A 25,025-nucleotide genomic window follows, 5' to 3' on the forward strand; every position below is an offset into this window, starting at 1 on the left:
TATGGGAGAATTTGCTGACAAATTAGCGGCACAAAGTCCTGCTTTTCAACGTGCTTACTTGGGTAGTTTAGCGCCAAGCTTGGTAAAGTCGGGAAATTTAGAAAAGTATTACCAAACTCTGACTAATTTTGATTTCATCACTGCCAAGATTAACTATCCTGAGTTTGGGGTGCAGCCACTAATTGACGATTATGATTTGATTGATGGTGAAGAGACATTAAATTACTCAGAATATAACTCTGAAAAAGTCAAAAGTCTCAAATTGATTCAAGGGGCATTAAGACTGTCAGCGCATGTTTTAGCAACAGATAAGCAACAATTAGCGAGTCAATTGCACGGAAGGTTACTAAATCAGCAAATGCCAAAAAAGATTCAGGCATTATTGGCACAAATCAAGCAAGAGAAAACTACCCCTTGGCTGTGTCCTTTGACTTCAAGCTTAACGCCACCAGGGGGACGCTTACTCCGCACCCTCAATGGTCATAATTCCTATGTATATGCCGTCGCCGTCACTCCCGATGGTCAACGGGTGATTTCTGGTTCACAAGACAAGACCCTCAAAGTCTGGAATTTGGCCACTGGGGAGGAACTCTTCATCCTCAAAGGTCATAGTGGCTCGGTAAATGCGATAGCCGTCACCCCCGATGGTCAACGGGTGATTTCTGCATCCGGTGATAAGACCCTCAAAGTCTGGAATTTGCTAACTGGAGAGGAACTCTTCACCCTCAAAGGTCATAGTGACTCGGTAAATGCGGTAGCCGTCACCCCCAATGGACAACAGGCAATTTCTGCATCCAGTGACAAGACTCTCAAAGTCTGGAATTTGCTAACTGGAGAGGAACTCTTCACCCTCAAAGGTCATAGTGACTCGGTAAATGCGGTAGCCGTCACCCCCGATGGTCAACGGATGATTTCTGCATCCGGTGACAAGACCCTCAAAGTCTGGAATTTGCTAACTGGGGAGGAACTATTCACTCTCAATGGTCATAGTTCCTCTGTCAATGCGGTAGCTATCACCCCCAATGGACAACAGCTGATTTCTGCTTCCTGGGATAACAGCCTAAAAGTCTGGAGTTTGGCAACTGGGGAGGAACTATTCACTCTCAATGGCCATAGTTCCAATGTATATGCCGTTGCCGTCACTCCTAATGGACAACAGGTAATTTCTGCTTCCCTTGACAACACTCTCAAAGTCTGGAATTTGACCACTAGGAAAGAACTATTCACCCTGAATGGCCATAGTTTCTATGTAAATGCTGTTGCCGTCACCCCTAATGGGCAACAGGTAATTTCTGCTTCCTGGGACAAAACCCTCAAAGTCTGGTATTTAGCAACTGAGGAGGAGTTATTCACTCTCAAGGGTCATAGTGACTCGGTAAATGCCGTTGCCGTCACCCCTAATGGACAACAGGTGATTTCTGCTGCCCTTGACAACACCCTCAAAGTTTGGAATTTGGCAATTGGGGAGGAACTATCTACTCTTAAGGGTCATAGTGACTCGGTAAATGCCGTTGCCGTCGTACCCAATGGACAACAGGTGATTTCTGCTTTCGATGATAACACTCTTATAGTCTGGAATCTGGAATCTGGGGAAGAACTATTCACTCTCAAGGGTCATAGCGACTGGATAAATGCTGTAGCCGTCACCCCTGATGGTCAACGTGTAATTTCTGCTTCCGCTGATAACATCCTCAAAGTCTGGAATTTGGAAACTGGGAACGAACTATTTACTCTCAAGGGTCATAGTTCCTATGTATATGCTGTCACAGTCACTCCCAATGGGCAACAGGTGATTTCTGCTTCCGGTGACAACACCCTCAAAGTCTGGAATTTAGCAGATGGTCAAGAAATATTCACCCTAAATGGCCATAGTTCCTATGTAAATGCTGTCACCGTCACCCCCAATGGGCAACAGGTGATTTCTGCTTCCGGTGATAACACCATCAAAGTCTGGAATCTCCCAACTGGAGATGAATTATTCACCCTCAATAATGATAGTAACTCGGTAAATGCGATCGCCTTAACACCCAATGGGCAACAGATGATTTCTGCTTCCAGTGAGAACACTCTCAAAGTTTGGAATTTGTCTACTAGGGAGGTTATTGCCACTTTCACAGGAGATAGTCCTATTCTTTGTTGTACAGTTGCACCTGATAACTTAACAATCGTAGCGGGTGATGCTTCAGGTAAGGTGCATTTTTTGCGCCTTGAAAACATGGGAGGTAATTCGTAGTTCGTAATTCGTAATTCGTAATTGAGAAACTACACAATATATTACTGACAGAGGATTTCATCGACGTTAATGTTTACATCAGGGAAGGCTTTAATTGATAAAGTTTGACTGCTAGCGAACTTTTGCATAAGCTGATATCCTGCGGCTGTTGGTTGTTGATAAACTTCCACAATTTCCTCCTTAATATCTACTAACCAAACTTCAATTATGTTTGCTTCTGCATATAAAGGGATTTTCTCTTCCCGGTCATACTCGATAGTTGAATCAGCTACTTCAATTAATAAAAAAATATCCTGGGGTTGGGGGTGTGCAGTGGCGTAAAAATCATCACGGGGTTTGAGTAATGCTACATCTGGCTGAGGTTGTGAGTTATCGTTTAATGCAACTGGATTTTGAGCCGCAACTATGACGCGTTTACCTAACAACTGCACCAACAAATTAATCAGGCGATTTACACAAGCCGCGTGTTTTGTCCCAATAGGCGACATCTCTATAATTTCTCCCCGTATCAATTCCACTCGCTCATCTTCTGTGAGAATCCCCAACTCAATCATTTTCTGATATTGCTCAACCGTGAATTTTCGTCTTACTAACTGCACAGTCATGACTACCTCCACTGTTGCCTCATCTTATAATTATTCCTCACAATTATGAATTCACCACCCAAACCACCAACAAAAATCAATTCCAGAGGACATCCCACAGATTTTGAGCAAATTATTCAAGCCAAAAGCCTAAACTTTGTCGGTCGTGAATTTGTCTTCACGGCTATTAACAACTTTCTCCACCGCCATCGCCACGGTTACTTCACTATCATTGGCGCACCCGGTAGCGGTAAAAGTGCAATTCTCGCCAAATATGTGACAAACAATCCTCAAGTTATTTATTACAATGCGGAATTTGAGGGTAAAAATCGTGCTGACGAATTTCTCATAAATATCTGCACGCAACTCATTAATCAATACTCGCTTAATTACACCTCTCTCCCTAATAACGCCACAGAAGGAAGTTGGTTTTTCTCTAGTCTTCTCCAGCAAATCAGCGATGAGTTAGAACCTCATCAAAAACTAATAATTGCCATTGATGGGTTGAATTGCATTGACCGCAACAGCCAACCATCTGGTACAAATCTGTTTTATCTCCCCCGCTATCTCCCGGATAAGGTCTATTTCCTCCTCACTCGTAGACCTTTCTTGCGGGACAAGTCGGGTTTATTAATTGAAACGCCGTCGCAAAGTCTTGATTTAGCAGATTATCCAGAAGAAAATCGGCGGGATATTCAAGCTTATATTCAAAATTACCTAACCCCCCTAACCCCCCTTCCCTACGAGGGAAGGGGGGGACAAGATTACTCCCCTCCCGTTGTAGGGGAGGGGTTGGGGGAGAGGTCAAGTCTTAAATCTTGGTTGAGTAATCACCAGATTAATGAGGAAGAATTTAGCAATTGGCTCACCACTTTGAGCGAAAATAATTTTATGTATGTTAACCAGATTGTAGGTGCGATGGTAGACAATTTCTACCCGGAATCTTTCGAGTCCAATCGACTCCCGCCTGGTTTAGAAGCATATTATCAGCAGCATTTACACAAAATGTTTCCACCCGAAGAAGGGACGGAACACAGCACAGATGTGTTAAACGTCTTAACACAGCAGCAAAAAGCAACATCTGTAGATGCGTTGGCGCAGACTGCCGCAGGCATCGCTAATATAATCAATACAGATGAATACGAAGTTGAAGAAGTTTTAGAAAATTGGCTTGAATTCTTACACCAAGAACAAATTGACGGAGCAATCTATTATAGTCTCTATCATTCCAGCTTCCGTCACTGGTTAGGTACACAACAAATACAATCTGATTATTGACTATTGATTAATTCCTGCAATTCTTCTTTTACAGATAAAGGCTCATAACCCAAAGCAAATGCTTTAGAACTATCCAAAGAAACATCTGCTGGTCTAGGTGCTGCCATTTTCACATCTTGTTGCCGACAGGCTTTGATTCTACTAGCTGATAGTTCAAATACTTCTGCTAATAGCAGACCAAAATCATAGCGGGACAGTCGCTCTTTCCCACCTAAATGAATAATACCGTTGACTTCTTCTAAGGCTAATAAAAGTCCTTTTGCCGCAGTTTTGCCACTGACTGGCGTGCGGAATTCATCAATAAACAAATTTAGTTCTTTGCCGTCTTTTAAAGTTTGAATAAATGGCTGAATAAAGCTTTTTGCTGTGGGTGTTTCTGCGCCAAACATTAAAGGCATTCGACACACTGCGGTCATGGGATACCTTTCTAGCATATCTGCTTCTGCGATCGCCTTTTGCTCACCGTAAAGATTGACAGGACACACGGCATCTGTTTCTTGATATGGAGCATTTAAGCCATCAAAAACTAAGTCAGTTGAGGTAAAAGCATAAGGAATGGAGTTATCCGCGCAAAGTCCGGCAATATTGCAGGATGCTATGACATTAATTGCGTGTGATTCTTCGGGGTGGGTTTGACAAAAATTTGGTTGCGAATGAGCAGCTGTATGAATCACTGCTGCTGGCTCGATATCACTAAATACGCATTTCAATTCTTGAAAATTTGTCAAGTTAACTTTTAATATTTTCACTCCAGGAATCTCTATAGGATGGGATAAATAAGTACCATAAATTTCCCATTCTTGTTTTGCAAGCTGGCAAAGATGCCAGCCTAAAAACCCACTGGCTCCAGTGATTAATAATCTTTTCATATTTCATTGAATGGTGAATACTGAACCGCCTGCCTTCTGCCCCCTGCCTTCTGCCTCTTCCTATGGGAACCACCAAAATCTGTTGCTTTGGAACTGAAACCGCCCAAACCCAAGAAATTGACCGTGGGAATTTTCACCCACTGGAAATGCTGTAACGCCAAGTAGGTAAACACCAGAAAAACTGGGATTACTTACAGGTCGGAGGGCAATTGTAACTGTTTGTCCTGGAGTCACAGGTGGGTCAAAGTTCACAGTAATTGTGCGTGTTTTGCGTTCTCTGGTGACTGGGCCGAGTGATAATTCCGTTCCTTTGCGATCGCGCGTTCCCACAAATGCACGGGTATCATCAAGATAATACTGGATATTCTCTGCTCCTTCACGTTGAGCGATCGCTACCTTCCCAAGAGATTCTCCAGCATTTTCCGGCACAGCGATCGTAAAATAGTAAGTCCCACCCGGAAAATTTACATCTTTGTAAACAGTCGTCGCCTCAACCAGTTTCGGTGGCTGCACAAAATAGACTATACCATCTCTGAGTTGCACTGCTTGAGTCACTGGAACAGTAACTTCCGCAATACCAATTGCTAAGGAAAGTGTTATCCCAAATAAAGTTGCAACGCGCATGGCCGAATATACATTAAGTCAATAAAGAAAAGTTTTAATTGAGTAAAAAAGCACCTCATTTCAATTCTAGTTCTTTAGGAATGAGTGACTTAGGAATGATAGAAGCTTGTTTTTCCGAATCAGAAGGTTGCGTGTACCACCAAGCCCAAGCAATTAAAACCGCTTGAAAAGGAAGTCTGAATACGTGTACCCAGGGTGAATTTGGTATATAGTCGAGCTTAATATGATTAACCGCCATATTGATATTGGCAGGGAAAACCGCAATAAAAAGAGCAATAAGTCCCCAAGCAGCAGCTTGGCTTACAGGCGGAACTAATAACCCAATACCACCTAAAATTTCATAAAAACCACTCAGATAAACTAATTCCAAAGGATAAGGAAGTTGCGGTGGCATAATTTTGACATATGGTTCTGGAATTAGAAAATGTGTAACTCCAACCACAATAATTGCTATAGCAAGGATGACACGTAAACGTTCCTTATGCTGATTCATCAGTTTTGCCTCATTATATACTTACCGCTATAACTTTAGTTTGACGGAGAAATGCTGAATCTGCCTTGAGTCCATAGGATGAAAATGTTATTAGTCATTAGTTATTAGTCATTAGTCATTAGTTTTTCTCCGCGTCCCCGTGTCCCCGCGTCTCCCCTATCTCCCCACACAAAGCATGAACAATGCCTTTAACCGACTTGCACCCTTCATCCAAGAATATATTTATCATCACCAATGGACTGAATTAAGACCAGTCCAAATTGCTGCTTGCCAAGTCATATTTGACACCGATGCTCACTTATTAGTTGCTGCTGCGACTGCCGCAGGTAAAACAGAAGCAGCCTTTCTCCCAGTTTTGACTTTATTACACACCTACCCTGCTAATACCATAGGTGCGTTATATATTAGTCCTATCAAAGCATTAATTAATGACCAATTTGAGCGTCTCAACGACTTACTTAAAGAAGCAGATATTCCAGTTTGGCACTGGCACGGTGATGTTTCTCAAACTCGAAAAAATAAACTTTTAAAAAATCCTCAAGGCATTTTACAAATTACACCAGAATCTTTGGAAAGTTTATTAATTAACAAAAATAACGATCTACTTCGCTTATTTGGTGATTTAAGGTTTGTGATTATCGATGAAATTCACGCGTTTATGGGTTCAGAACGGGGTTGTCAAATTATTTGCCAATTACAACGTTTAGCAAAAATCACAGAAAAACAACCCCGGCGTATTGGTTTATCAGCAACTCTCGGTGATTATTCCTTAGCTGAAGAGTGGTTGCGTTCTGGAACTGATAAGCCAGTAATTACTCCCAAAATAGATGGAATCAAACGCCAAATCAAACTAGCTGTAGAACATTTTTATATTAATGATGAAGTCGATGAATCAGAGGCGACAGCTTACGAACAATATATTTTTAACCTCAGTAAATTTCGTAAATGTTTAATATTTGCAAATAATCGCACGCGCACCGAATCTATAATTGCATCATTGCGAAAAATTGCCACAGAACAAAAATTACCAGATATATATCATGTACATCACGGAAGCATATCTGCTAGTTTGCGGCAAGCGGCTGAAAATGCCATGCGCGAACCCAACAATCCTGCTGTGACTGCTGCAACTTTAACTCTAGAATTAGGCATAGATATCGGTCATTTAGAGCGGGTGATTCAGTTAGATTCACCCTTGTCTGTAGCTAGTTTTTTACAGCGTTTGGGACGCAGTGGTAGAAGAGGTGAAGCGGCTGATATGCGCTTTATTTGCGCTGAAGAACAACCATTATCAGAAGCTTCTTTACCAGAGCAAATCCCCTGGCAACTTTTACAATGTATCGCTATTATTCAACTTTATGTAGAGGAAAAGTGGATTGAGCCAATTCAACCGATTAAATATCCTTTGAGTTTGCTTTATCATCAAACAATGAGTATTTTAACGGCAACTGGAGAAATTTCACCTAATGTTTTAGCTAAACAAATTTTTAGTCTGCCACCTTTTGCTGCTATTTCCCAAGAAGATTTTCGGTTATTGCTGCGTTATTTAATTGATATCGGTCATATTCAACATACCGAACAAGGTAAATTAATCCTGGGTTTGGCAGCAGAAAAGGTGGTGAGAAAATTTCAGTTTTATGCTGTCTTTACTGAACAACAAGAATATATTGTCAAGCACGGTACAACGGAAATTGGCAGTATCGCCGCGCCAGTTCCTGTTGGTAATCAATTTGGTTTAGCTGGGAGAACTTGGGAAGTGGTAGAAGTTGACTTTAAAAAAAGAGCTATTGTGGTGAAACAAGCTGAGGGTAAAGCTAGTATTTATTGGCGTGGTGGTGGTGGAAGTATTCATAGAAAAGTTTTACAACGAATCCGGCAAGTTTTATTTGAGGATGTGGAGTATAGCTATTTGCAAAAGAATGCTTTGCAAAGATTACAGACAGTTCGTCAATTGCTGCGGCGGGTGGGATTAGAGAAGCAGAATATTTTGGAATTGGAAAAAGGTAAATGTTGTATTTTTCCTTGGATGGGTACTGTTGGTTATCGTACCTTGGAAAGATTACTTAACTCTTGGTGTCGGGAATCATTGGAAATTACAAGTATTGGCGGGGTCAGTCCTTATTATTTGACAATTAAATTAGGTAAAGGGAAATTTAAATATCTTGCTCGTGAAATTGCTTCGTTATGCGAGCAAAGGATAAGTGGAGAAGATTTAGTTAGTAGTTCAGAAGCGCCAGAAATTCAAAAGTATGATGAATTTATTCCTCATCCACTTTTACGGAAGGCTTTTATTAGTGATTATTTAGATATGGAAGAAGTGCGGCAAGAAGTGGCAAAGTGGTAAGCACCTATGTAGGTTGGGTTTCGTTCCTCAACCCAACATTAAGCCTTTATTGTTGGGTTTCACTTCGTTCAACCCAACCTAGAATTCTACTTAAATATCTTCGGACTCCTCATCATCGTATATTCCTGCCCGAGTTAAAGCATACTCTGATAGTAAGGGCGTATCTCGCCTATGACTCTCTGCCCATTCCCGAAAAGCTGTTATCCACTCAAGAGCCGTTGCAGTTTTGTAAAATGGTTGCTCCTGTTTTGATTTCATCAACTGCTCAAGCAATGCATCCAAATGTGGCTTAACCACTTCAACAGGGAGCTTAGTTACGTTTGCTAACACCTGCACAACGCCTTCTAACTCTTCTCTGTCAACGTCTGGGGGTAATGGTAGTATTTGATTGTTATTGTTGACCGCGCTATTAGTTTCCACAAATAATACTGAAATTACTTCCTAGTTTAATTATCATGGTTTTAAGCACTACAAGCAAAACCAGAGAAATGGAATTACTGGGGTAGCCGCTTGCTAACAGGAATGATGATTAAAGGGAAGCCGAAAAAATCTTCGCCTGGGCAAATGAGTTTGCCTTGGGACAAGCACAAAGTTTCTGAACTTACGGAAGTGCATGAAGTAGCAGAAAAATTTATTCTGGCGAATTGCTATGTGCCCTCAGTGCCAGGTATCGGATCTCTGAAATGTTGATTATTTGGTGAAAAAATAGCCTGTAATTAATATTTACAAATTTCTGAAAGCCTTAAATGCTACAGTTTACAAGTCTCGATGCGAGAGAAGAGAACCTCCCCGAAACCCCTGGAACAACAAGACGACCATAACAACCTACCCTACCCAAAAACAACCCCCCCTCACCCAGACGCGACACCAGAGGGAGGTGTCCCCAGGGGGCTGACGTATCAAAAGTAACTTCATTGTAATAAATCCAGTTACTATTCATTCTCCATCCAACGCGATCGCCAAACTTTTCCCAAGCTTCTTTATAATACTTACCATCAGTCTTACCACCAACGCTGAGGTAAATTTCTTTTTGAACGCTGAAGCCAAAGCGCCCATTGCTATATTTTACCCACAAGCGGTCAATTGTGCGGAGGTCTTTGCAAGGAAAGTTCAAGAGTTCTTCGTCTCTAATCCAATCACCTTGTTGACGACCTACAGCTTGAAGCATCACTAGATAAGTTTCATAATCAGCGTCTTTCCAATTTCCTGCTGCTAGGTAGCTGCATAGTTTTGTGTAATCTACCTGTACTTCTGAACTCAAATCATCAGATGTAGTTTGGTTAAAAAAGGAAATGAACCATTCTTTCATCGTTTTTGGGCGTTCATTTCCTTTTAACTTCATTATTTCAACATTCGATGTCTTTTGGCTAACTAATAGATTTAACCATTTTCCCATCGTTTTTGGACGTTCATTTGCTTCTAACCTCATTCCCCCAAGAATTGCCAGATTTAATTGCTGGCTAATACTTGGATTGTGTTGTTTTGGTTCAATTAAATTAGCTTTATAATATTTGCGATCCCAAGAGTTTGTAGGTTTTTGAGCGGTTACTATATAGTAAAGTGTTGCTGACAAACCATAAATATCAACTGTTGGTTCTTTGCTACCGTTGAATTGCTCATAAGGAGCAAAATGTTCATTGCCAAACCTTTTAGAAAAAGAAGTTGCAGGAGCAATATCTCCAGCTAAACCAAAGTCTATTAAAATCGGTTGATTACCATTACGCAACATGATGTTACCGGGGTGAATATCACGATGCACTATTGAATTTTGATGCATCGCTGCTAATGCATCACCAATTTTTTTCTGTAGGTGAAGGCGAAGGTTTGATGAATAATTCTCGAATATCTCCTTGAAAAATTCCTGTGAATATTGCTATGACTGCGAGAATTAAACCTATTATTCCAATCCATAGACCTAACGCATCGTAATTAATTTGTCTTGGTTGTGGCTGAACAGCAGGTGTCGGTTTTAACCCTAGTGAATCTAGCCAAGCTTGAATCGATTGGGGGCGTTTTTTGGGGTCTAAATCCATTGCCCAAAGAATATTACGATTGATGTTATCGCTAATTTGAGGATTTAAGTCTTTTGGTTCTGGCAATGGAGTATGATTTTGCAGGCGTTCTTTGGCGCTGGTGGGTACTTGTCCTGTCAATAAGTTGTAGAGTGTGGCTGCAAGTGAATAAACGTCGGTATACGCCCCTAGTTCAATTGTGTGTGAATACAGTTCTGGTGGTGTAAAACCGGCTTCGGCTTCTGTTTCTAGATTGCTGACACTCAGCTTTTTACTGTCAATTCCCCGTGCTAGCCCAAAGTCAATTAACATGGCTTCTTTTGAACCAGCCCTAATCATAATGTTGGCTGGTTTGACATCTCTATGCACCAAGTTATTTTGATGCACTACCGTTAAAGCTTCGCCGATTTGTTGGATGTATTGCAGGGCGTCTGCTTCTGGCAAAATATTCTTCTGGCGATGTGCGAGGTCTATTCCGTCGATGTACTCCATCGCTATGCACCACAAATCGTCCTCCTGAAAGGGATCTTCCAAGAGGCGCACGATATGGGGATGTTTGCATTTAGCGAGTTTGAAGGCTTCTTGGACAAATCTTTCCTGCAACCTTTTGAAGTCTGGTTGGTTCAATAATTGATTGTCCAGGGTTTTGACGACAATGCGATCGCCCTTTTCATCTTTGGCGAGATAAGTAATGCCAAAACGTCCCCGCCCTAATACACTTTCGAGGGTATATTTACCCCCCTGCAACTGCTTTGGAACCGCCCAAACCATCAGCTATGACTGTGAGACACTTGTGTTAATTTTGGCATAAATAGCTCTCACGGCTGTGGAAGAAGGCAAAAGGCACGTCGCTTCGCTCCGAATTCAAAATTCAAAATTCAAAATTCAAAATTCAAAATTCAAAATTAATAATCCCCATAATATAGATAATGGGGCTTGTATCATGAGTCTGTTCGGTCAAAAGAAAGAACATTTACAACAGATTTGAACTTGGTGAAGTGATTAAAGCTTGTTTTACTTCTGAATTCTGACTCCTGAATTCTGATTTAAGGCAAAAACCGATCTAAAGCAGCTTTTAATTGTTCAATTTCAACTTCCATATTGCCTTCTTTTGCTGCTCTAGCAATACACTCGGTTAAATGTTCATCTAGAACAATTCGCGCAACCCGATCTAATGCACCCCGCACTGCGGCAATTTGTAACAAAACATCAGGACAAGGGCTACTTTGCTGCACCATTGTTTTAATACCACGAACATGTCCTTCTATCCGCGACAAACGATTGACAATTCGCCGTAATGACTCTTCGCTATGGATGTGAGGATGGCTTAACTCTCCATGCCCAGGAGTATTATCTCCATGTTCGTGGTCTGTATCATGATTATGGGTGTGTTCTGCTTGCTGGGATGTTAGCAAGGATTCTTGACCTAATCGGTTTGAGCCATTCATGGGTTATCAAAGGACTTGTAGTACTAAGATCCTAGCCTAGTAGTTGACCAAAAATTGGGGAGTGGGGATGAGGGGGATGAGGGAGAATTAGAATTTTGTTTATCTAGTTCAAAGACTCATTAATGGAGTTCAAATACTCCCTGATTCCCTCATCCCCCCATTCTCCAGTCCCCAGTCCTCAATTTCTACTGACGATTCGCTCTTTCTTGGGGAATTATCTCTGTTATTACTCTACCGCCAGAATTACCGCCTTTGACAACAATATTTTCTGTTTCCAAATTACCAACGGCTGTTTCACCAGTAAAATTTACCGGTGGGTCAATTTGTCGATAAACTACATTTCCTTGAGCTTCAACTAATTTATTGTCTAAATACCAAGTTAATGTATTAGATCTCAATGACTGGCTACGCTGACCAACAGCATTGACGTTACCTGTTAAATAAACCGTTTTTTGGGGTATTTTCATTTCCCCTTGATTGGCTGTGACGGTGACTTTTTCCACACGCTGGAACATGCGGGTGGGGGATTTTGTGCTGATGGTTTCTGCGTTCATGTTCCAGGTCATAGAGTTACTAGCTATTTGCAATGGTGGGTCTAGTAAATCTAATTGGGCATTTTTTTGGATGCTGGCAATTTTGGTTTTTAAGTTGACTTCGGCTGCATTTCCTTTGCCGCGATCGCTAATTTTATTATTTTTATAACGGTCAATTTCAATGGGGCGATCGGCAATTAATGTTTCTTCTTTAATATTCCAGTTCAAATGCTCAGTTCGCATCTGCAATTGGGGATCGGCGGAGTTTGCTATCACTCCTCCAGAAAATTCCATCCGCTGTTCGCGAGTTTTAACTCGCGCTTCCTGTGCCACTGCTTGTAGTTTTTTATGAGTACCGTTAATCTGCTTGCGGACAATCAACAAATCTTCTTGAGGACGCCATTCTAATTCATTACCTTGCAAAACAATTCCATTGCTAGGGTCTGTGGCAAATATTTTACCCTTGAGAAATAGCTGTTTTCCATCTTGTTCAATGTCTGCTACATCTGCTTTGACTTGGTAAACGACTTTGCCATCTTGATACAGTTCTCCATAAGGATTTTCAGCCTGACCAATTTGTTTTTCTTTGGTGTATTTTGCCCGTTTAGCTTGGACTTTCCAAATCGGTCGTCCTACTTCATCTGCTTGTTCTAAGGTGACATCAAAGAACGTCAATTTACTATCTTGGTTAGATGAATCAGCAGTATTTGGTTGAGAAGCTGTGGGAGATTTCCCCCCGCAGCTAACTAATCCAATTCCTAAAAAAAAGGTCAAAAACAAAATAAAGAAAGAGGAGAGTCGGAAACTTTGGGAAAAGGAAAATTCCTTGCCTTTGCCTCCTGTTTCCTGCCCTTCTACCTCTCTCGATTTATGATTAAACTGATACTTCATTCTTGGATTTCCAGGTGTCCATCGCTAGTTCTTGGGTCTTCCAAAAATCCCATACTCGATAAGGGTCGATATGGATAGCTTTGACGAGGGGTTTTTTGAATATCCTCTTTGATGGCTTCTAAATCAATGTAGCGATCGCTTACATTAATTAAGCTGTCACTAGTCATGGAACGCAAACTCACCACCTCTACCCGTACACCACGATAGCTCACAGAATTGACTGCATAAGCCAAATCGCCATCACCGCTGACTAAAACTGCGGTATCATAGGAATCGACTAACGCCATCATATCGACTGCTATTTCTACATCCAGGTTGGCTTTTTTAGACCCATCTGGCAGTTGCACTAAGTCCTTAGCAATTACTCGATAGCCATTACGACGCATCCACAGCAAAAATCCCTGTTGCTTCTCGTTTGTCCGGTCTACACCAGTGTAGAAAAAAGCTCGCAGTAAGCGAGAACCTCCAGTTAATCGACACAACAGCTTTGTGTAATCGATTTCAATTCCTAATTGTAATGCAGCGTAAAATAGATTCGAGCCATCAATAAATATGGCCACCCTACCTCGATTCTCCAAAACTTGTTCTGGCGTAAATATCGAGTCGTTTTCTAAATTATTCAACATTGTTGTCATACCTCAGTTTTTATCCCTGTTATTTTTGATACAAATTAACCAGTTTTACATTCTAGTCACAGCGGTTTATGATAATGTTCCGGGGCTAATTAGTTCAGCCCCGATAAATTTTTACCAGAGAATTAGAAATTGAACAAAATCAGAATTTGATATGAACTAATCGTTTTTTGGGAGTTCTATGCGCTTAAAAATGGGTTGGGCTGTACCCAACTGTTGTTTACTAGATAGTACTCCCCAGGTTGCATGGGTAACAAAAGGAGCATTAAGTGAGCTTTGTATTTGATCGTTAAAGTTTATTCCGAAGCCCAGCTGCTGATAAATATCGCTACTGATGTTTGGAATAATTGGAGATAGCAGATAAGCTGCTAGTCTAACCGATTCTAGAACTGCGTACAGAACTTTTTCGACTTCCTGCTGCTGTCCCTGTTTATATAATGACCAAGGAGCTTGTTCATCAATAAACTTATTACTGGCTTGCACCAGTGAAAGGATCGATTCGCAGGCTTGATTGAAAGCTAGCTGCTCATAGGCTTTTTCTACCTGTTCCCCTAGACGTAAACCAATTGTTTTCAAAGGATTTTCGTCAGAGATCGTTTCGTTGCCGATTGGTGGTACATTATTCTGGGCGCAGTATTTCTTCACCATGTTCAAAGTGCGATTGAGCAAGTTACCTAAGTCATTTGCTAAATCTGCATTCAGAACATTAATGAACCTAATTTCATTAAAGTCGCCATCTTTGCCAAATTCGATTTCCTTAAGGAAGTAATAACGAACGGCATCACTACCATAGCGTTTGACTAGCTCTACAGGATCGAGGGTATTACCCAGACTTTTGCCCATTTTTTGACCATCTTTGGTCAAAAAACCATGTCCAAATACCCGGTCTGGCAAGGGAAAACCAGCTGATAAAAGCATTGCTGGCCAGTAAACTGCATGGAAGCGCAGAATATCTTTACCAATTAAGTGCAAATTAATTGGCCACCATTTTTCTAAGGCATTTGCTAAAGTTGGTTCTGCATCTGGTTCGAGCAATGCAGTTACATAACCGAGTAGTGCGTCAAACCAAACATAAAGGGTGTGCTTGGGATCGGTTGGTACTGGAAAACCCCAATCTAAATTAACTCGTGAAATTGAAAAGTCTTGCAAACCTTGATTGACAAAGCTTAGGACTTCGTTGCGGCGAGTTTCTGGTTGGATAAAATTGGGTTTTAACTGATAAAATTCTGTCAGTTTATTTTGATATTTAGATAAGCGAAAAAAATAGTTTTGTTCGTCTCGCCACTCGACTTCTTTATTAGTATGAATTGGGCAACGGTGTCCTTCTAAAAGTTCACGTTCTTCTTTGAATTCTTCACAAGATACGCAGTACCAGCCTTGTTGTTGTCCTTGATAGATATCGCCAGATTCCCATACTCGCTCAAAGAATTCTTTAACGATCGCTTCATGACGAGGCGCTGTAGTCCGACTAAAGCGATCGTATTGAATATCAAGCAATTTCCACAAACTTACAAAGCTAGGCACAATTTCATCGCAAAAATCTTGTGGAGCTTTGCCTAAACTTTCTGCCGTTCGCTGAATTTTTTGCCCATGCTCATCTGTACCCGTAATTAATAGTACTTGATGTCCCCGCAATCTTTGAAATCGCGCTACTACATCAGCAGCGATCGTTGTATAAGCACTGCCTATATGGGGGACATCGTTTACATAATATAGGGGTGTTGTCAGTGCAAATGTCTTTTGTGTTTTATTCACTAGATTCATGCAAAATAAAATCAACTTATTAAAACGTTTTACATCTTAGTTTTGTGGGCAAAACCACGCAATTATATAACATTACTAGCATTTTTTCCAATAACACCTTAATATTAGCAAATTTATCCGGTCAGCAATTGTTTTATAATATGCATTAATTCAACTGATTTTTGCCTAAAATACAGAAATTTACTATTAAAGAATTTTTAGCAATAGTTTTGATTACATAATATTATTGTGTTGAGGAATACATAAATACTCAGAACTCAGAAAATCTACCTCAGTTTATAGATTCAGACATTTCTATCTTAAGACGGTCATGGCAGTGGTAAAGAAATGTAAAAATTAAATTAAGATAAACTGCCATATTTACCGGAATATATATTGATTAGGTATGAGTCTAAATAGTCCTCAGTTGATTTCACAAGCTTTCTTGGCAGGGCTTTCAACACAGATGTTGCGCTATTACGAAGATCGCATTCCGCGAGATGCTAGCGTCTTGGTAGTTAGCAATCACCGCAGCTTTATGGATGCACCGATTTTAATGGCGGCGTTATCCAATCCAATTCGCTTTGCTTGTCATCACTACATGGGACAAGTGCCGATCATGCGCGAGATTGTTACCGGACAATTGGGGTGTTTTCCTTTGGAGGAACCCCAAAACCGCCAACAAAGCTTTTTTGTGCAATCACAGATGTTATTGCAATCTCGGCAGATGGTAGGAGTATTTCCCGAAGGAACAGAACCAATGGTAAAATTTACTGTGCCAAACACAGTGGGTGAATTTCAGCGGGGATTTGCTCATTTGGCATTGCGGGCTGATGTGCAGGATTTAGCAATTTTGCCAGTTGCGATCGCTTCAATTGAAGAAGTCAACACTTCTGGTTTTCCCCTGAGGCTATTGAGTTTATTCGATCCTTCAGAACCTTTATTTAAACAACCAGGTTGGCATCCTTTGGTAGTTTATCGTCGGGTTGCCGTGTTAATTGGTCGCCCTTATTGGATTACGCCTCAACATCAAAAAAGATATCATGGCAAACAAGCCAGAACTGTTGTGGCTGAACTAACCGAACATTGCCACAACCAAGTTAGTGACTTACTGCGCCAGGGTTGCTATTAGGTGTAATTTTGGATTATCGCCAGGGCTTAGAGTTGCTTGTTGTGAGGAGTTTTTTGTGTCTGGTCAAAAGCAGCCAACAATCAACAGTCCAAAAGTTTTATACCATTTATTAGTGACCAATGACCAATGACTAATGACCAATGACTACCCCAGAAGTTGAACTCAAGCCTTGTTTCCTTACACCTAAACGATTACAGCCAGAGTTTCCGCTGTTTGTATATTTACCAGGAATGGATGGAACAGGTCAATTATTGCGATCGCAAACCGCTGGATTAGAAGTTGGCTTTGATGTCCGCTGTTTTGCAATCCCCCGAAAAGACCTTACCTCCTGGGATGTGCTAACCAACAATGTATTAGACTTAATCCACGCCGAATTAGAAAAAAGTTCCCACAGACCAGTTTACTTGTGTGGTGAGTCATTTGGCGGTTGCTTGGCAATGAAAGTTGCAATCAAAGCACCGCAGCTATTTAAACGAATTATTTTAATTAACCCAGCTTCAGCCTTTCAACTTCGTCCTTGGTTGAATTGGGCATCGCAAATTACTTACTTAGTCCCATCAGGATTGTATGATATCGGCGCACTAGGGTTATTGCCATTTTTAGCATCTTTGCCCCGGATTTCTCGCAGCGATCGCCATGAATTGTTAAGAACTATGCGTTCTGTTCCCGCAGAAACGGTTCATTGGCGATTGTCTTTACTGCGAGAGTTTGAGATTGATGAGGAGCAGTTAAGCCGCTTAAGGCAACCAGTTTTGTTGATTGCTGGTGGTAGCGATCGACTTTTGCCTTCTGTAACTGAAGTCAAGCGGATAGCGAATATCATACCAAATACCGAGATTATGGTGCTGCCCAATTGCGGACATGCTTGCTTGCTAGAGCAAGATATTAATCTCTATGAAATCCTCAAAGCTAACGACTTTCTAGAAAATCAAGTTGATATCGGTAAACAGCAAGAGGTGAGAGGATAAGCTAAAGGGCGATCGCATCACCGTGCAAATCGCCCATAAGCTTTAGCCTGTCAGCTATTGAGAGCAATCTAACTTAAGAGATCGTGTTAGCAAGCGATCGCCTATAATCACCAACATTTAATCATTGTTCTAGAACTATACAAAAGTTAATCTGCTCCCACTACTAGTTCTAAAGCTGAAACATATATTTTTGGAGACTAAGAAATGCTTACTCTCAAAGAGTTAGTTATAAGAGAACTAGAAAACCTCAACGAAGAACAACTCAGACAAGTTAGAGATTTTCTTGCTTTTGTTAAATTCCGTAGCCGTGTAGCTAGCTGGGAAATAGATAAAAATGAAATAGCTACCCTCTACAATGAATTTGCACAAGAAGATCGAATACTTGCTGAGGAAGGATTGGATGAATATGCAAAACTGCTGAAACAAGAAGACTAAGAATGACTATCAAACGAGGTGAGGTATGGTTGGCAGATCTCAACCCAACCAGAGGTTCTGAACAAGGAGGTACTCGACCAGTTATTGTCTTTCAGAATGAAATAATTTCTCAATTTTCAACTACTGTTATAACAATCCCTTTAACAAGTAATTTGCGCCGTGCTTCTTTGCCAACGTGTCTATTAATTCAGAGTGGTGAGGGGGGATTAGAACTAGATTCAGTTGCTCTGTGCCACCAATTGCGCGTAATTGACAAAATAAGATTGCAAAGTAAACTGGATGCGCTAACTCCAGAAACGTTTGCTATTTTAGAAGGTAAAGTGTTATTGACATTAGGTTATTAATTATAAAATAAAAACTTTAGATAAATGCCCAGTATTATTTAAGCCTGTTCTGTTAACTTGTGCTTCTGGGGAGATGTCAAGCCGATGGCAATTCGCTACAAAAAGAGAGAGGCTTTAGAGAACGGTGTCAAGCAATGACAGATCGATCCCAAGAAATAGAGGCGAACAAATTAGTTCATTCACCTACAGAAACAAAAAAAGTAGAAATCGCGGCTCAATCATCAGTCGAAAATGAACCCTCCATATTAGAGTCTTTTGCTAAAACTGTTGCTGACACAGGCAAAGCAGTTTTAGACACAGCAATAGGCGTGGGAGAAGCAGCAACGAAGCAAACACACAAGTTCATTGAACAAACAACTCAAACCAGCGGTACACTTGTGAACCGCCTGAGCGAAAATTGGCTGATTAGAAAACTATCTGGAGTATTAAATCTCAATTGGCTGTTTGGCGCCACTGATGTTGTTGATTTAGAAAAAGCAGAAGTGGCGGTAAAGAAGCTGAAACAAAAGTATCCCAATGAATCACCCAGCCAGATTGCTCACCGCATCATGATGGAAAAAGCAGCAAGAGCAGGTGGAATTGGTTTAGCAACTAGTATTTTACCGGGATTTGCAGTGGCATTTTTGGCAATTGATTTAGCAGCGACAACAAAACTGCAATCAGAAATGGTTTATGAAATTGCATCTGACTATGGGCTAGATTTAAAAGATCCTGCCCGCAGAGGTGAAGTTTTAGCAATTTTTGGTTTGGCCTTGGGTGGAGGTCGTCTGTTGAAAGCTGCGGGATTAGGCTTGTTGCGAAATGTGCCTTTTGCGGGTGCAGCGATCGCCGTTAGTTCAAATGCGACGATGATCTATTCATTGGGCTATGCTGCTTGTCGATTTTATGAAGCCAAATTAGATGCATCAACCTCTCTCAATTCTCCAGAGACACTAGCAACATTAAAACAACAGAGTGAAGAGTATCTCCAAAGTGCGATCGCTCAACAAGCCATTATGGATCAAATTTTAGTTCATATGATCCTCGCCAGTCATCCCGAAAAAAGTTGGAAAGAAATTTTGCCAGAATTGCAAGCTGCAAATTTAAGTCCTGCCTCCCTGAATGCCATTGCCGAAGACATCAAATCACCCAAGCCTTTAGATACACTCCTCAATCAGCTAAGCCGTGATTTTGCCATACCGTTATTGGCTCAGTGTTACAAAATTGCCCAGCTTGACAATCAGACTACACCACTTGAGCAAGAAATAATTAGTGCGATCGCTAATAAATTTGATCTGGACATGGGGTATGGGGCATAGCGAATGAGTCTTTAATACTCGTGAATGAGTCTTTAATACTCGCCGATGAGTCTTTGAACTCGACTTTTATACCCCAATACCCATTGCCCATTGCCCATTGCCCAACACATTAAACAAAAATTTTGAGCAATACTGGTACAAGAACAAATATTTAGATAAAATCCCGAAATGAAAATTCAACCTAGTGATGCGCCTTTGCTAGAGTGGGCAGGCGATAGTTTGGCAATTGGATTATTTGAAGATGCAGTAGAGTTAACCGGAGAACTGGCAACTTTGGATCAAAAGTTTGCCGGGGTCTTGAAAGAACTGATTGCTGAGGAGGAATTTAAAGGTAAAGCTAACAGCACCATTTTTACCCGTGTAGGTACTGGTAGCGGAGTTCGGAAAGTTATTGTAGTAGGTTTAGGAAAACCAGAAGCACTCAAACTAGATACTCTACGACGCACTGCGGCTGCGGTAGCTAGAGTAGGCAAAAAGCAAAAAAGCAAAATTCTCGGTTTGAGTTTTCCATTATGGAATAACGATCCAGATGCAAGTGCCCAAGCGATCGCTGAAGGTGTAGAATTAGCGCTTTACCAAGATGTTCGCTTTAAATCAGAACCAGAAGATAAAGGAACACAACTAGAAACAGTAGAATTACTAGGATTTGCCGGACAAGAAGCAGCCATCAACCGCGCCCATCAAATTGTTTCTGGCGTAATCTTAGCACGGCAATTAGTAGCAGCCCCAGCGAATGCGGTAACACCGATTACCTTAGCAGAAACGGCTCAAGCGATCGCCAACGAACACGGTTTACAACTGGAAATTCTCGAACGAGAAGACTGTGAAAAGTTGGGCATGGGTGCTTTTTTGGGAGTAGCCCAGGCTTCCGATTTGCCACCGAAATTTATTCACCTGACTTACAAGCCAGAAGGTACTCCCAAAAAGAAACTGGCAATTATTGGCAAAGGTTTAACCTTCGACTCCGGCGGACTCAACATTAAAGGCGCTGGTAGTGGCATTGAAACCATGAAAATTGATATGGGCGGTGCAGCTGCAACCTTGGGTGCAGCAAAAGCGATCGCTCAAATCAAGCCAGATTCTGAAGTTCACTTTATCTCAGCAGCCACCGAAAACATGATTAGCGGTCGTGCCATGCACCCAGGGGATATTCTGACAGCATCAAACGGCAAAACAATCGAAGTGAACAACACCGACGCTGAAGGACGTTTGACGCTGGCAGATGCTTTAGTGTATGCCGACAAATTGGGATTAGATGCGATCGTTGATTTAGCCACCCTCACAGGTGCCAACGTCATCGCCTTGGGCGACGATATTGCTGGCTTATATACTCCCGATGACGCAGTAGCTTCCCAATTGGAAAAAGCCGCCCAAACATCAGGAGAAAAGATTTGGCGGATGCCAATGGAAGAAAAATATTTTGAAGGGCTGAAATCTGGCATTGCCGACATGAAAAACACCGGTCCCCGTCCAGGTGGTGCCATTACCGCCGCCCTTTTCCTCAAAGAATTCGTGAAAGAAACCCCTTGGGCGCACTTAGACATAGCCGGCCCAGTGTGGACAGATAAAGAAAACGGCTACAACAGCGCCGGCGCGACTGGCTACGGCGTTCGGACACTAGTTGACTGGGTATTGGGAATTGGGGAGTAGGGAGTAGGGAGTGGGGAGTGGGGGAGATGGGGAGCAAAGGGGCAGGGGAAAAGGTTAAAGGGTAAAGGATAAAGGGATAAATTTAACCTTTCCCCCTTACCCCTTTCCCTTTCCCCATTCCCAATGCCCCACTCCCCACTCCCTAGTCTTCAACAATTCGTGCTATCTTGGGCCAGCCATCTGGTAAAATTTGTAAGGTTTCTAGAAGCTCTAAGCAATGGGATCGACTCGTGTACGGATCGCAATTGACGCAATGGGAGGGGATCACGCACCCGGTGAAATTGTTGCTGGCGCATTGCGAGCAAGGGAAGAATTGGGTGTAGATATATTGTTGGTTGGTGATCCCCAACAAATTGAAGCTGCCTTACCGCCAAAAACAAATTTAGGGCAGGTAGAGATCGTGACCGCACAAGAAGCGATCGCGATGGATGAGGAGCCTTTAAACGCAGTTAGACGCAAACGCAACGCTTCTATCAATGTGGCGATGGATTTGGTCAAGCAGCAACGGGCAGATGCGGTATTTTCAGCAGGTCACTCTGGCGCAGCTATGGCATCCGCTTTGCTCCGCTTAGGACGATTACCAGGAGTTGACCGCCCAGCCATTGGGACTGTTTTCCCCACAATTATTGCTGGTAAGCCAGTGCTGGTACTTGATGTCGGCGCAAATGTAGATTGCCGTCCGAAGTTTTTAGAACAGTTTGCTGTTATGGGGTCGGCTTACAGTCGTTATGTCTTAGGTACAAGTGAACCTAAGGTGGGTTTATTGAATATCGGTGAAGAAGACTCTAAGGGCAATGACGCATCTGTCCGCGCCCACCAACTGCTACGGGAAAATTCCCAAATCAATTTTATTGGTAATGCCGAAGGGCGTGATGTGCTTTCTGGTCATTTTGATGTGATTGTCTGTGATGGCTTTGTTGGCAATGTCTTGTTAAAATTTGCCGAAGCTGTTGGAGAAGTGATTCTGCAAATCTTACGGGAAGAATTACCCCAAGGATTACACGGTCAAATCGGCTCAGCACTCTTAAAACCAAACCTGAAGCGGATCAAGCAGCGCATGGATCACGCAGAACACGGTGGCGCCTTGCTCTTAGGCGTGGCAGGAGTTTGTTTAATCGGTCACGGTAGCTCACAAGCACCTTCAATTTTTAATGCAATTCGCATGGCAAAAGAAGCTGTTGACAACCAGGTGCTGCAACGAATCCAGTCCCAATATCTCCTAGAGCGGGAGAGCGGTTAGCAATCAGTCATTAGTCATTAGTCATCAGTTACGAGCAACAAAGCGCAAAGTCTTAGCCAAGGCTTCCTTGGATCAGAACTTTGTAAGAGAGGACAAATGACAAAGGACAAATGACAAATGACAAAAGACAAGTGACAAAAAGCTGATAGCTCGGGAGATTAGGTGTGCATAACTTAGGCGTAGCAATTACAGGAAGTGGCTCAGCAGTACCAGCAACTTCCCTACACAACCAGAGATTGACTGAACTGGTTGAAACATCAGACGAATGGATTACCACAAGAACCGGAATTTGTCAACGGCGATTAGCACTACCGTCTGAGTCATTGAGTGTACTCGCTACAGCAGCCAGCAATCAGGCGATCGCAGCTGCGGGAATTAAACCAGAAGACCTAGATTTGATTTTGCTGGCGACTTCTACCCCTGACGACTTGTTTGGTAGTGCCTGTCAAGTACAGGCTAAATTGGGAGCAACCAAAGCAGTAGCCTTTGACTTAACGGCGGCCTGCTCAGGCTTTGTTTTTGGACTGGTCACAGCAGCCCAATACATCAGAACCGGTGTCTATCAAAATGTACTGTTGATAGGAGCAGATATCCTCTCTCGCTGGGTAGATTGGCAAGACCGACGCACTTGTGTATTATTCGGCGATGGTGCAGGGGCAGTAGTATTGCAGGCATCGAAAAGCGATCGCTTACTGGGTTTTGCACTTAAAAGTGATGGTACTCAAAACCATCACCTCAACCTTGGCTATACAGGCTCATCTCAAGAACTACTCCCTGGTATAAATGTTACTAAAGGCGGTTACCAACCCATAAGTATGAACGGCAAAGAAGTCTACCGCTTCGCCGTCCAAAAAGTGCCAGAAATCATTGACAAAGCCTTATTTCAAGCCAACCTCACTGTTGACCACATAGATTGGCTAGTCTTGCATCAAGCCAATCAGCGGATTATTGATGCCGTTGCTCAACGCCTAGATATCCCAGAACATAAAGTTATCAGTAATCTCGCCCACTACGGCAATACCTCAGCTGCTTCCATTCCTCTAGCTTTAGATGAAGCAGTGCGCCAAGGCAAAATTAAACCCAATCACATCGTTGCTGCATCCGGCTTTGGTGCCGGTCTGACATGGGGCGCAGCAATTTTTGAATGGGGAAGATAGATATTTTGTCATTAGTCATTTGTCTTTTGTGCTTTGTTATTCACTAATGACCAATGACCAATGACCAATGACCAATGACCACTGACTAATGACTAATGACCAATGGCTAAAACTGCATGGGTGTTTCCCGGACAAGGTTCCCAAGCACTGGGAATGGGAATTGATTTATTAGATATACCTGCCGCTAAAGAAAAATTTGCTCAGGCCGACGCAATTTTAGGCTGGTCTGTGACTGAAATATGTCAAACACAAGAAGAAAAATTATCACAGACGCTATATACTCAGCCAAGCCTTTACGTGGTAGAAAGCATTCTTGCTGACCTTCTCCGGGAACGAGGGCATCAACCAGATTTAGTTGCTGGACATAGTTTGGGAGAATATGTTGCTCTTTATATTGCGGGTGTCTTTGAGTGGTCGGCTGGTTTATATTTAGTGAAGCGTCGTGCAGAACTCATGGATAGTGCCTCTGGTGGTATGATGGCAGCCCTGATGAACTTTGACAGGGAACAGTTGGAAAAAGTCATTGCCGAAACGCCTGATGTAGTAGTGGCAAATGACAACAGTCCCGCTCAAGTGGTAATTTCAGGAACGGCCGAGGCTGTACAAGCGGTGATGTCTCAAGTAAAAGCCAAACGTGCTATTCCTTTAAAAGTTTCTGGGGCATTTCATTCACATTTAGTTGCGGCGGCGGCGGCTGAATTTCAAGACATTTTGCAATCTGTAGAATTTCAGCCAGCTGTTGTTCCAGTTTTATCGAATATAGAACCAATTCCGTCTATTGATGCCGAAATTTTGAAGCAGCGCCTCAATCAACAAATGACGGGTTCGGTACGCTGGCGAGAAATTTCTCTGCAATTACCAGCCAACGGCATCGAGCAAGTAATAGAAATTGGCCCTGGTAAAGTCCTAACTGGCTTAATTAAACGTATTAGCCCTGACTTAATCCTAAAAAACATCAATACTGCTGCTGATTTGCCAGTTTGATTTTTTGAAAGGATGTTTTAAAAAGAAGAATTCAGAATTGGTGAATTCAGGAATCAGAATCAATAAGATGGCTGACTCCTGAATTGTTTATTTTTAAGTTTATTTTTAAAATTAAAAACAAAACTTGATACTG

23 protein-coding genes are annotated in these 25,025 nt (G+C 42.0%); 12 read left to right on the forward strand and 11 right to left on the reverse strand.

Annotation, left to right across the window (positions count from 1 at the left end):
* Nucleotide 1 precedes the first annotated feature (1 nt).
* On the forward strand, nt 2-2,233 hold the full coding sequence (locus ACM0OY_RS07755; RefSeq protein ID WP_414568281.1) for a WD40 repeat domain-containing protein: 2,232 nt from the start codon (nt 2-4) through the stop codon (nt 2,231-2,233).
* Between the two features lie 41 nt (nt 2,234-2,274).
* On the opposite strand, the gene ACM0OY_RS07760 is transcribed toward ACM0OY_RS07755, so the two are convergent.
* Nucleotides 2,275-2,838, reverse strand: a complete 564-nt coding sequence (locus ACM0OY_RS07760) for a Uma2 family endonuclease (protein ID WP_414568282.1) — start codon at nt 2,836-2,838, stop codon at nt 2,275-2,277.
* A gap of 45 nt (nt 2,839-2,883) precedes the next feature.
* On the opposite strand from ACM0OY_RS07760, the gene ACM0OY_RS07765 reads away from it, so the two are divergent.
* A complete protein-coding gene (locus ACM0OY_RS07765; RefSeq protein ID WP_414568283.1) occupies nt 2,884-4,095 on the forward strand; it encodes an ATP-binding protein in 1,212 nt (403 codons plus the stop codon).
* On the opposite strand, the gene ACM0OY_RS07770 is transcribed toward ACM0OY_RS07765, so the two are convergent.
* The 3 genes from ACM0OY_RS07770 to ACM0OY_RS07780 are packed head-to-tail and all read right to left on the reverse strand — an operon-like array spanning nt 4,089 to nt 6,081.
* Nucleotides 4,089-4,964 carry an SDR family oxidoreductase gene (locus ACM0OY_RS07770; RefSeq protein WP_414568284.1) on the reverse strand — a complete coding sequence of 292 codons (876 nt, stop codon included), beginning with the start codon at nt 4,962-4,964 and terminating at the stop codon, nt 4,089-4,091. The genes ACM0OY_RS07765 and ACM0OY_RS07770 overlap by 7 nt on opposite strands.
* 60 nt (nt 4,965-5,024) lie before the next feature.
* Complete coding sequence (locus ACM0OY_RS07775) at nt 5,025-5,588, reverse strand: DUF2808 domain-containing protein (protein WP_414568285.1); 564 nt, start codon at nt 5,586-5,588, stop codon at nt 5,025-5,027.
* 55 nt (nt 5,589-5,643) lie between these two features.
* The gene (locus ACM0OY_RS07780) at nt 5,644-6,081 is read right to left on the reverse strand and encodes a DoxX family protein (protein ID WP_414568286.1); all 438 of its coding nucleotides are present in this window, start codon (nt 6,079-6,081) and stop codon (nt 5,644-5,646) included.
* A gap of 175 nt (nt 6,082-6,256) precedes the next feature.
* Between ACM0OY_RS07780 and ACM0OY_RS07785 the strand changes: the two genes are divergently transcribed.
* Nucleotides 6,257-8,425 (forward strand): DEAD/DEAH box helicase, encoded by a 2,169-nt coding sequence (locus ACM0OY_RS07785; RefSeq protein WP_414568287.1) that lies wholly within the window; start codon nt 6,257-6,259, stop codon nt 8,423-8,425.
* A gap of 90 nt (nt 8,426-8,515) precedes the next feature.
* Here the strand turns inward: ACM0OY_RS07785 and ACM0OY_RS07790 are convergent, their stop codons facing one another.
* From ACM0OY_RS07790 to metG, 7 genes are all read right to left on the reverse strand, one after another.
* Nucleotides 8,516-8,845: a hypothetical protein gene (locus tag ACM0OY_RS07790; protein WP_414568288.1), complete on the reverse strand. Its 330-nt coding sequence runs from the start codon at nt 8,843-8,845 to the stop codon at nt 8,516-8,518.
* Between the two features lie 322 nt (nt 8,846-9,167).
* Nucleotides 9,168-10,271: a GUN4 domain-containing protein gene (locus ACM0OY_RS07795; RefSeq protein ID WP_414568366.1), complete on the reverse strand. Its 1,104-nt coding sequence runs from the start codon at nt 10,269-10,271 to the stop codon at nt 9,168-9,170.
* Entirely contained in the window at nt 10,216-11,208 is a 993-nt protein-coding gene (locus ACM0OY_RS07800) for a serine/threonine protein kinase (RefSeq protein WP_414568289.1), read from the reverse strand. The genes ACM0OY_RS07795 and ACM0OY_RS07800 overlap by 56 nt, the downstream gene beginning before the upstream one ends.
* Nucleotides 11,209-11,483: 275 nt before the next feature.
* A complete protein-coding gene (locus ACM0OY_RS07805) occupies nt 11,484-11,885 on the reverse strand; it encodes a metal-sensing transcriptional repressor (RefSeq protein WP_414568290.1) in 402 nt (133 codons plus the stop codon).
* A gap of 185 nt (nt 11,886-12,070) precedes the next feature.
* Nucleotides 12,071-13,309 (reverse strand): LPS export ABC transporter periplasmic protein LptC, encoded by a 1,239-nt coding sequence (lptC, locus tag ACM0OY_RS07810; protein ID WP_414568291.1) that lies wholly within the window; start codon nt 13,307-13,309, stop codon nt 12,071-12,073.
* Complete coding sequence (locus ACM0OY_RS07815) at nt 13,306-13,935, reverse strand: NYN domain-containing protein (protein WP_073639656.1); 630 nt, start codon at nt 13,933-13,935, stop codon at nt 13,306-13,308. Before ACM0OY_RS07815 ends, lptC begins: the two co-directional genes overlap by 4 nt.
* A 165-nt stretch (nt 13,936-14,100) precedes the next feature.
* The gene (metG, locus tag ACM0OY_RS07820) at nt 14,101-15,705 is read right to left on the reverse strand and encodes a methionine--tRNA ligase (protein ID WP_414568292.1); all 1,605 of its coding nucleotides are present in this window, start codon (nt 15,703-15,705) and stop codon (nt 14,101-14,103) included.
* 385 nt (nt 15,706-16,090) lie between these two features.
* Here metG and ACM0OY_RS07825 point away from each other — a divergent pair, with 385 nt between their 5' ends.
* The 9 genes from ACM0OY_RS07825 to fabD all read left to right on the forward strand — a co-directional run bounded on the left by ACM0OY_RS07825 (nt 16,091) and on the right by fabD (nt 24,892).
* Entirely contained in the window at nt 16,091-16,816 is a 726-nt protein-coding gene (locus ACM0OY_RS07825) for a lysophospholipid acyltransferase family protein (protein ID WP_414568293.1), read from the forward strand.
* Between the two features lie 140 nt (nt 16,817-16,956).
* A complete protein-coding gene (locus ACM0OY_RS07830; protein WP_414568294.1) occupies nt 16,957-17,784 on the forward strand; it encodes an alpha/beta fold hydrolase in 828 nt (275 codons plus the stop codon).
* 204 nt (nt 17,785-17,988) lie between these two features.
* Complete coding sequence (locus tag ACM0OY_RS07835) at nt 17,989-18,219, forward strand: hypothetical protein (RefSeq protein ID WP_414568295.1); 231 nt, start codon at nt 17,989-17,991, stop codon at nt 18,217-18,219.
* 2 nt (nt 18,220-18,221) lie between these two features.
* Nucleotides 18,222-18,563: a type II toxin-antitoxin system PemK/MazF family toxin gene (locus ACM0OY_RS07840; protein ID WP_414568296.1), complete on the forward strand. Its 342-nt coding sequence runs from the start codon at nt 18,222-18,224 to the stop codon at nt 18,561-18,563.
* A gap of 134 nt (nt 18,564-18,697) precedes the next feature.
* The gene (locus tag ACM0OY_RS07845; RefSeq protein ID WP_414568297.1) at nt 18,698-19,861 is read left to right on the forward strand and encodes an EcsC family protein; all 1,164 of its coding nucleotides are present in this window, start codon (nt 18,698-18,700) and stop codon (nt 19,859-19,861) included.
* A 168-nt stretch (nt 19,862-20,029) separates the two neighbouring features.
* Nucleotides 20,030-21,511, forward strand: coding sequence for a leucyl aminopeptidase (locus tag ACM0OY_RS07850; RefSeq protein ID WP_414568298.1), 1,482 nt, complete (start codon nt 20,030-20,032; stop codon nt 21,509-21,511).
* Nucleotides 21,512-21,728: 217 nt separating this feature from the next.
* Nucleotides 21,729-22,751 (forward strand): phosphate acyltransferase PlsX, encoded by a 1,023-nt coding sequence (plsX, locus tag ACM0OY_RS07855; RefSeq protein ID WP_414568299.1) that lies wholly within the window; start codon nt 21,729-21,731, stop codon nt 22,749-22,751.
* A 164-nt stretch (nt 22,752-22,915) separates the two neighbouring features.
* On the forward strand, nt 22,916-23,908 hold the full coding sequence (locus ACM0OY_RS07860; RefSeq protein WP_414568300.1) for a beta-ketoacyl-ACP synthase III: 993 nt from the start codon (nt 22,916-22,918) through the stop codon (nt 23,906-23,908).
* A gap of 102 nt (nt 23,909-24,010) precedes the next feature.
* Nucleotides 24,011-24,892: an ACP S-malonyltransferase gene (gene fabD / locus ACM0OY_RS07865; RefSeq protein WP_414568301.1), complete on the forward strand. Its 882-nt coding sequence runs from the start codon at nt 24,011-24,013 to the stop codon at nt 24,890-24,892.
* Nucleotides 24,893-25,025: the final 133 nt, after the last annotated feature.

The sequence above is a fragment of the Nostoc sp. CCY 9925 genome (assembly GCF_963920935.1).
GTDB lineage: Bacteria > Cyanobacteriota > Cyanobacteriia > Cyanobacteriales > Nostocaceae > Nostoc.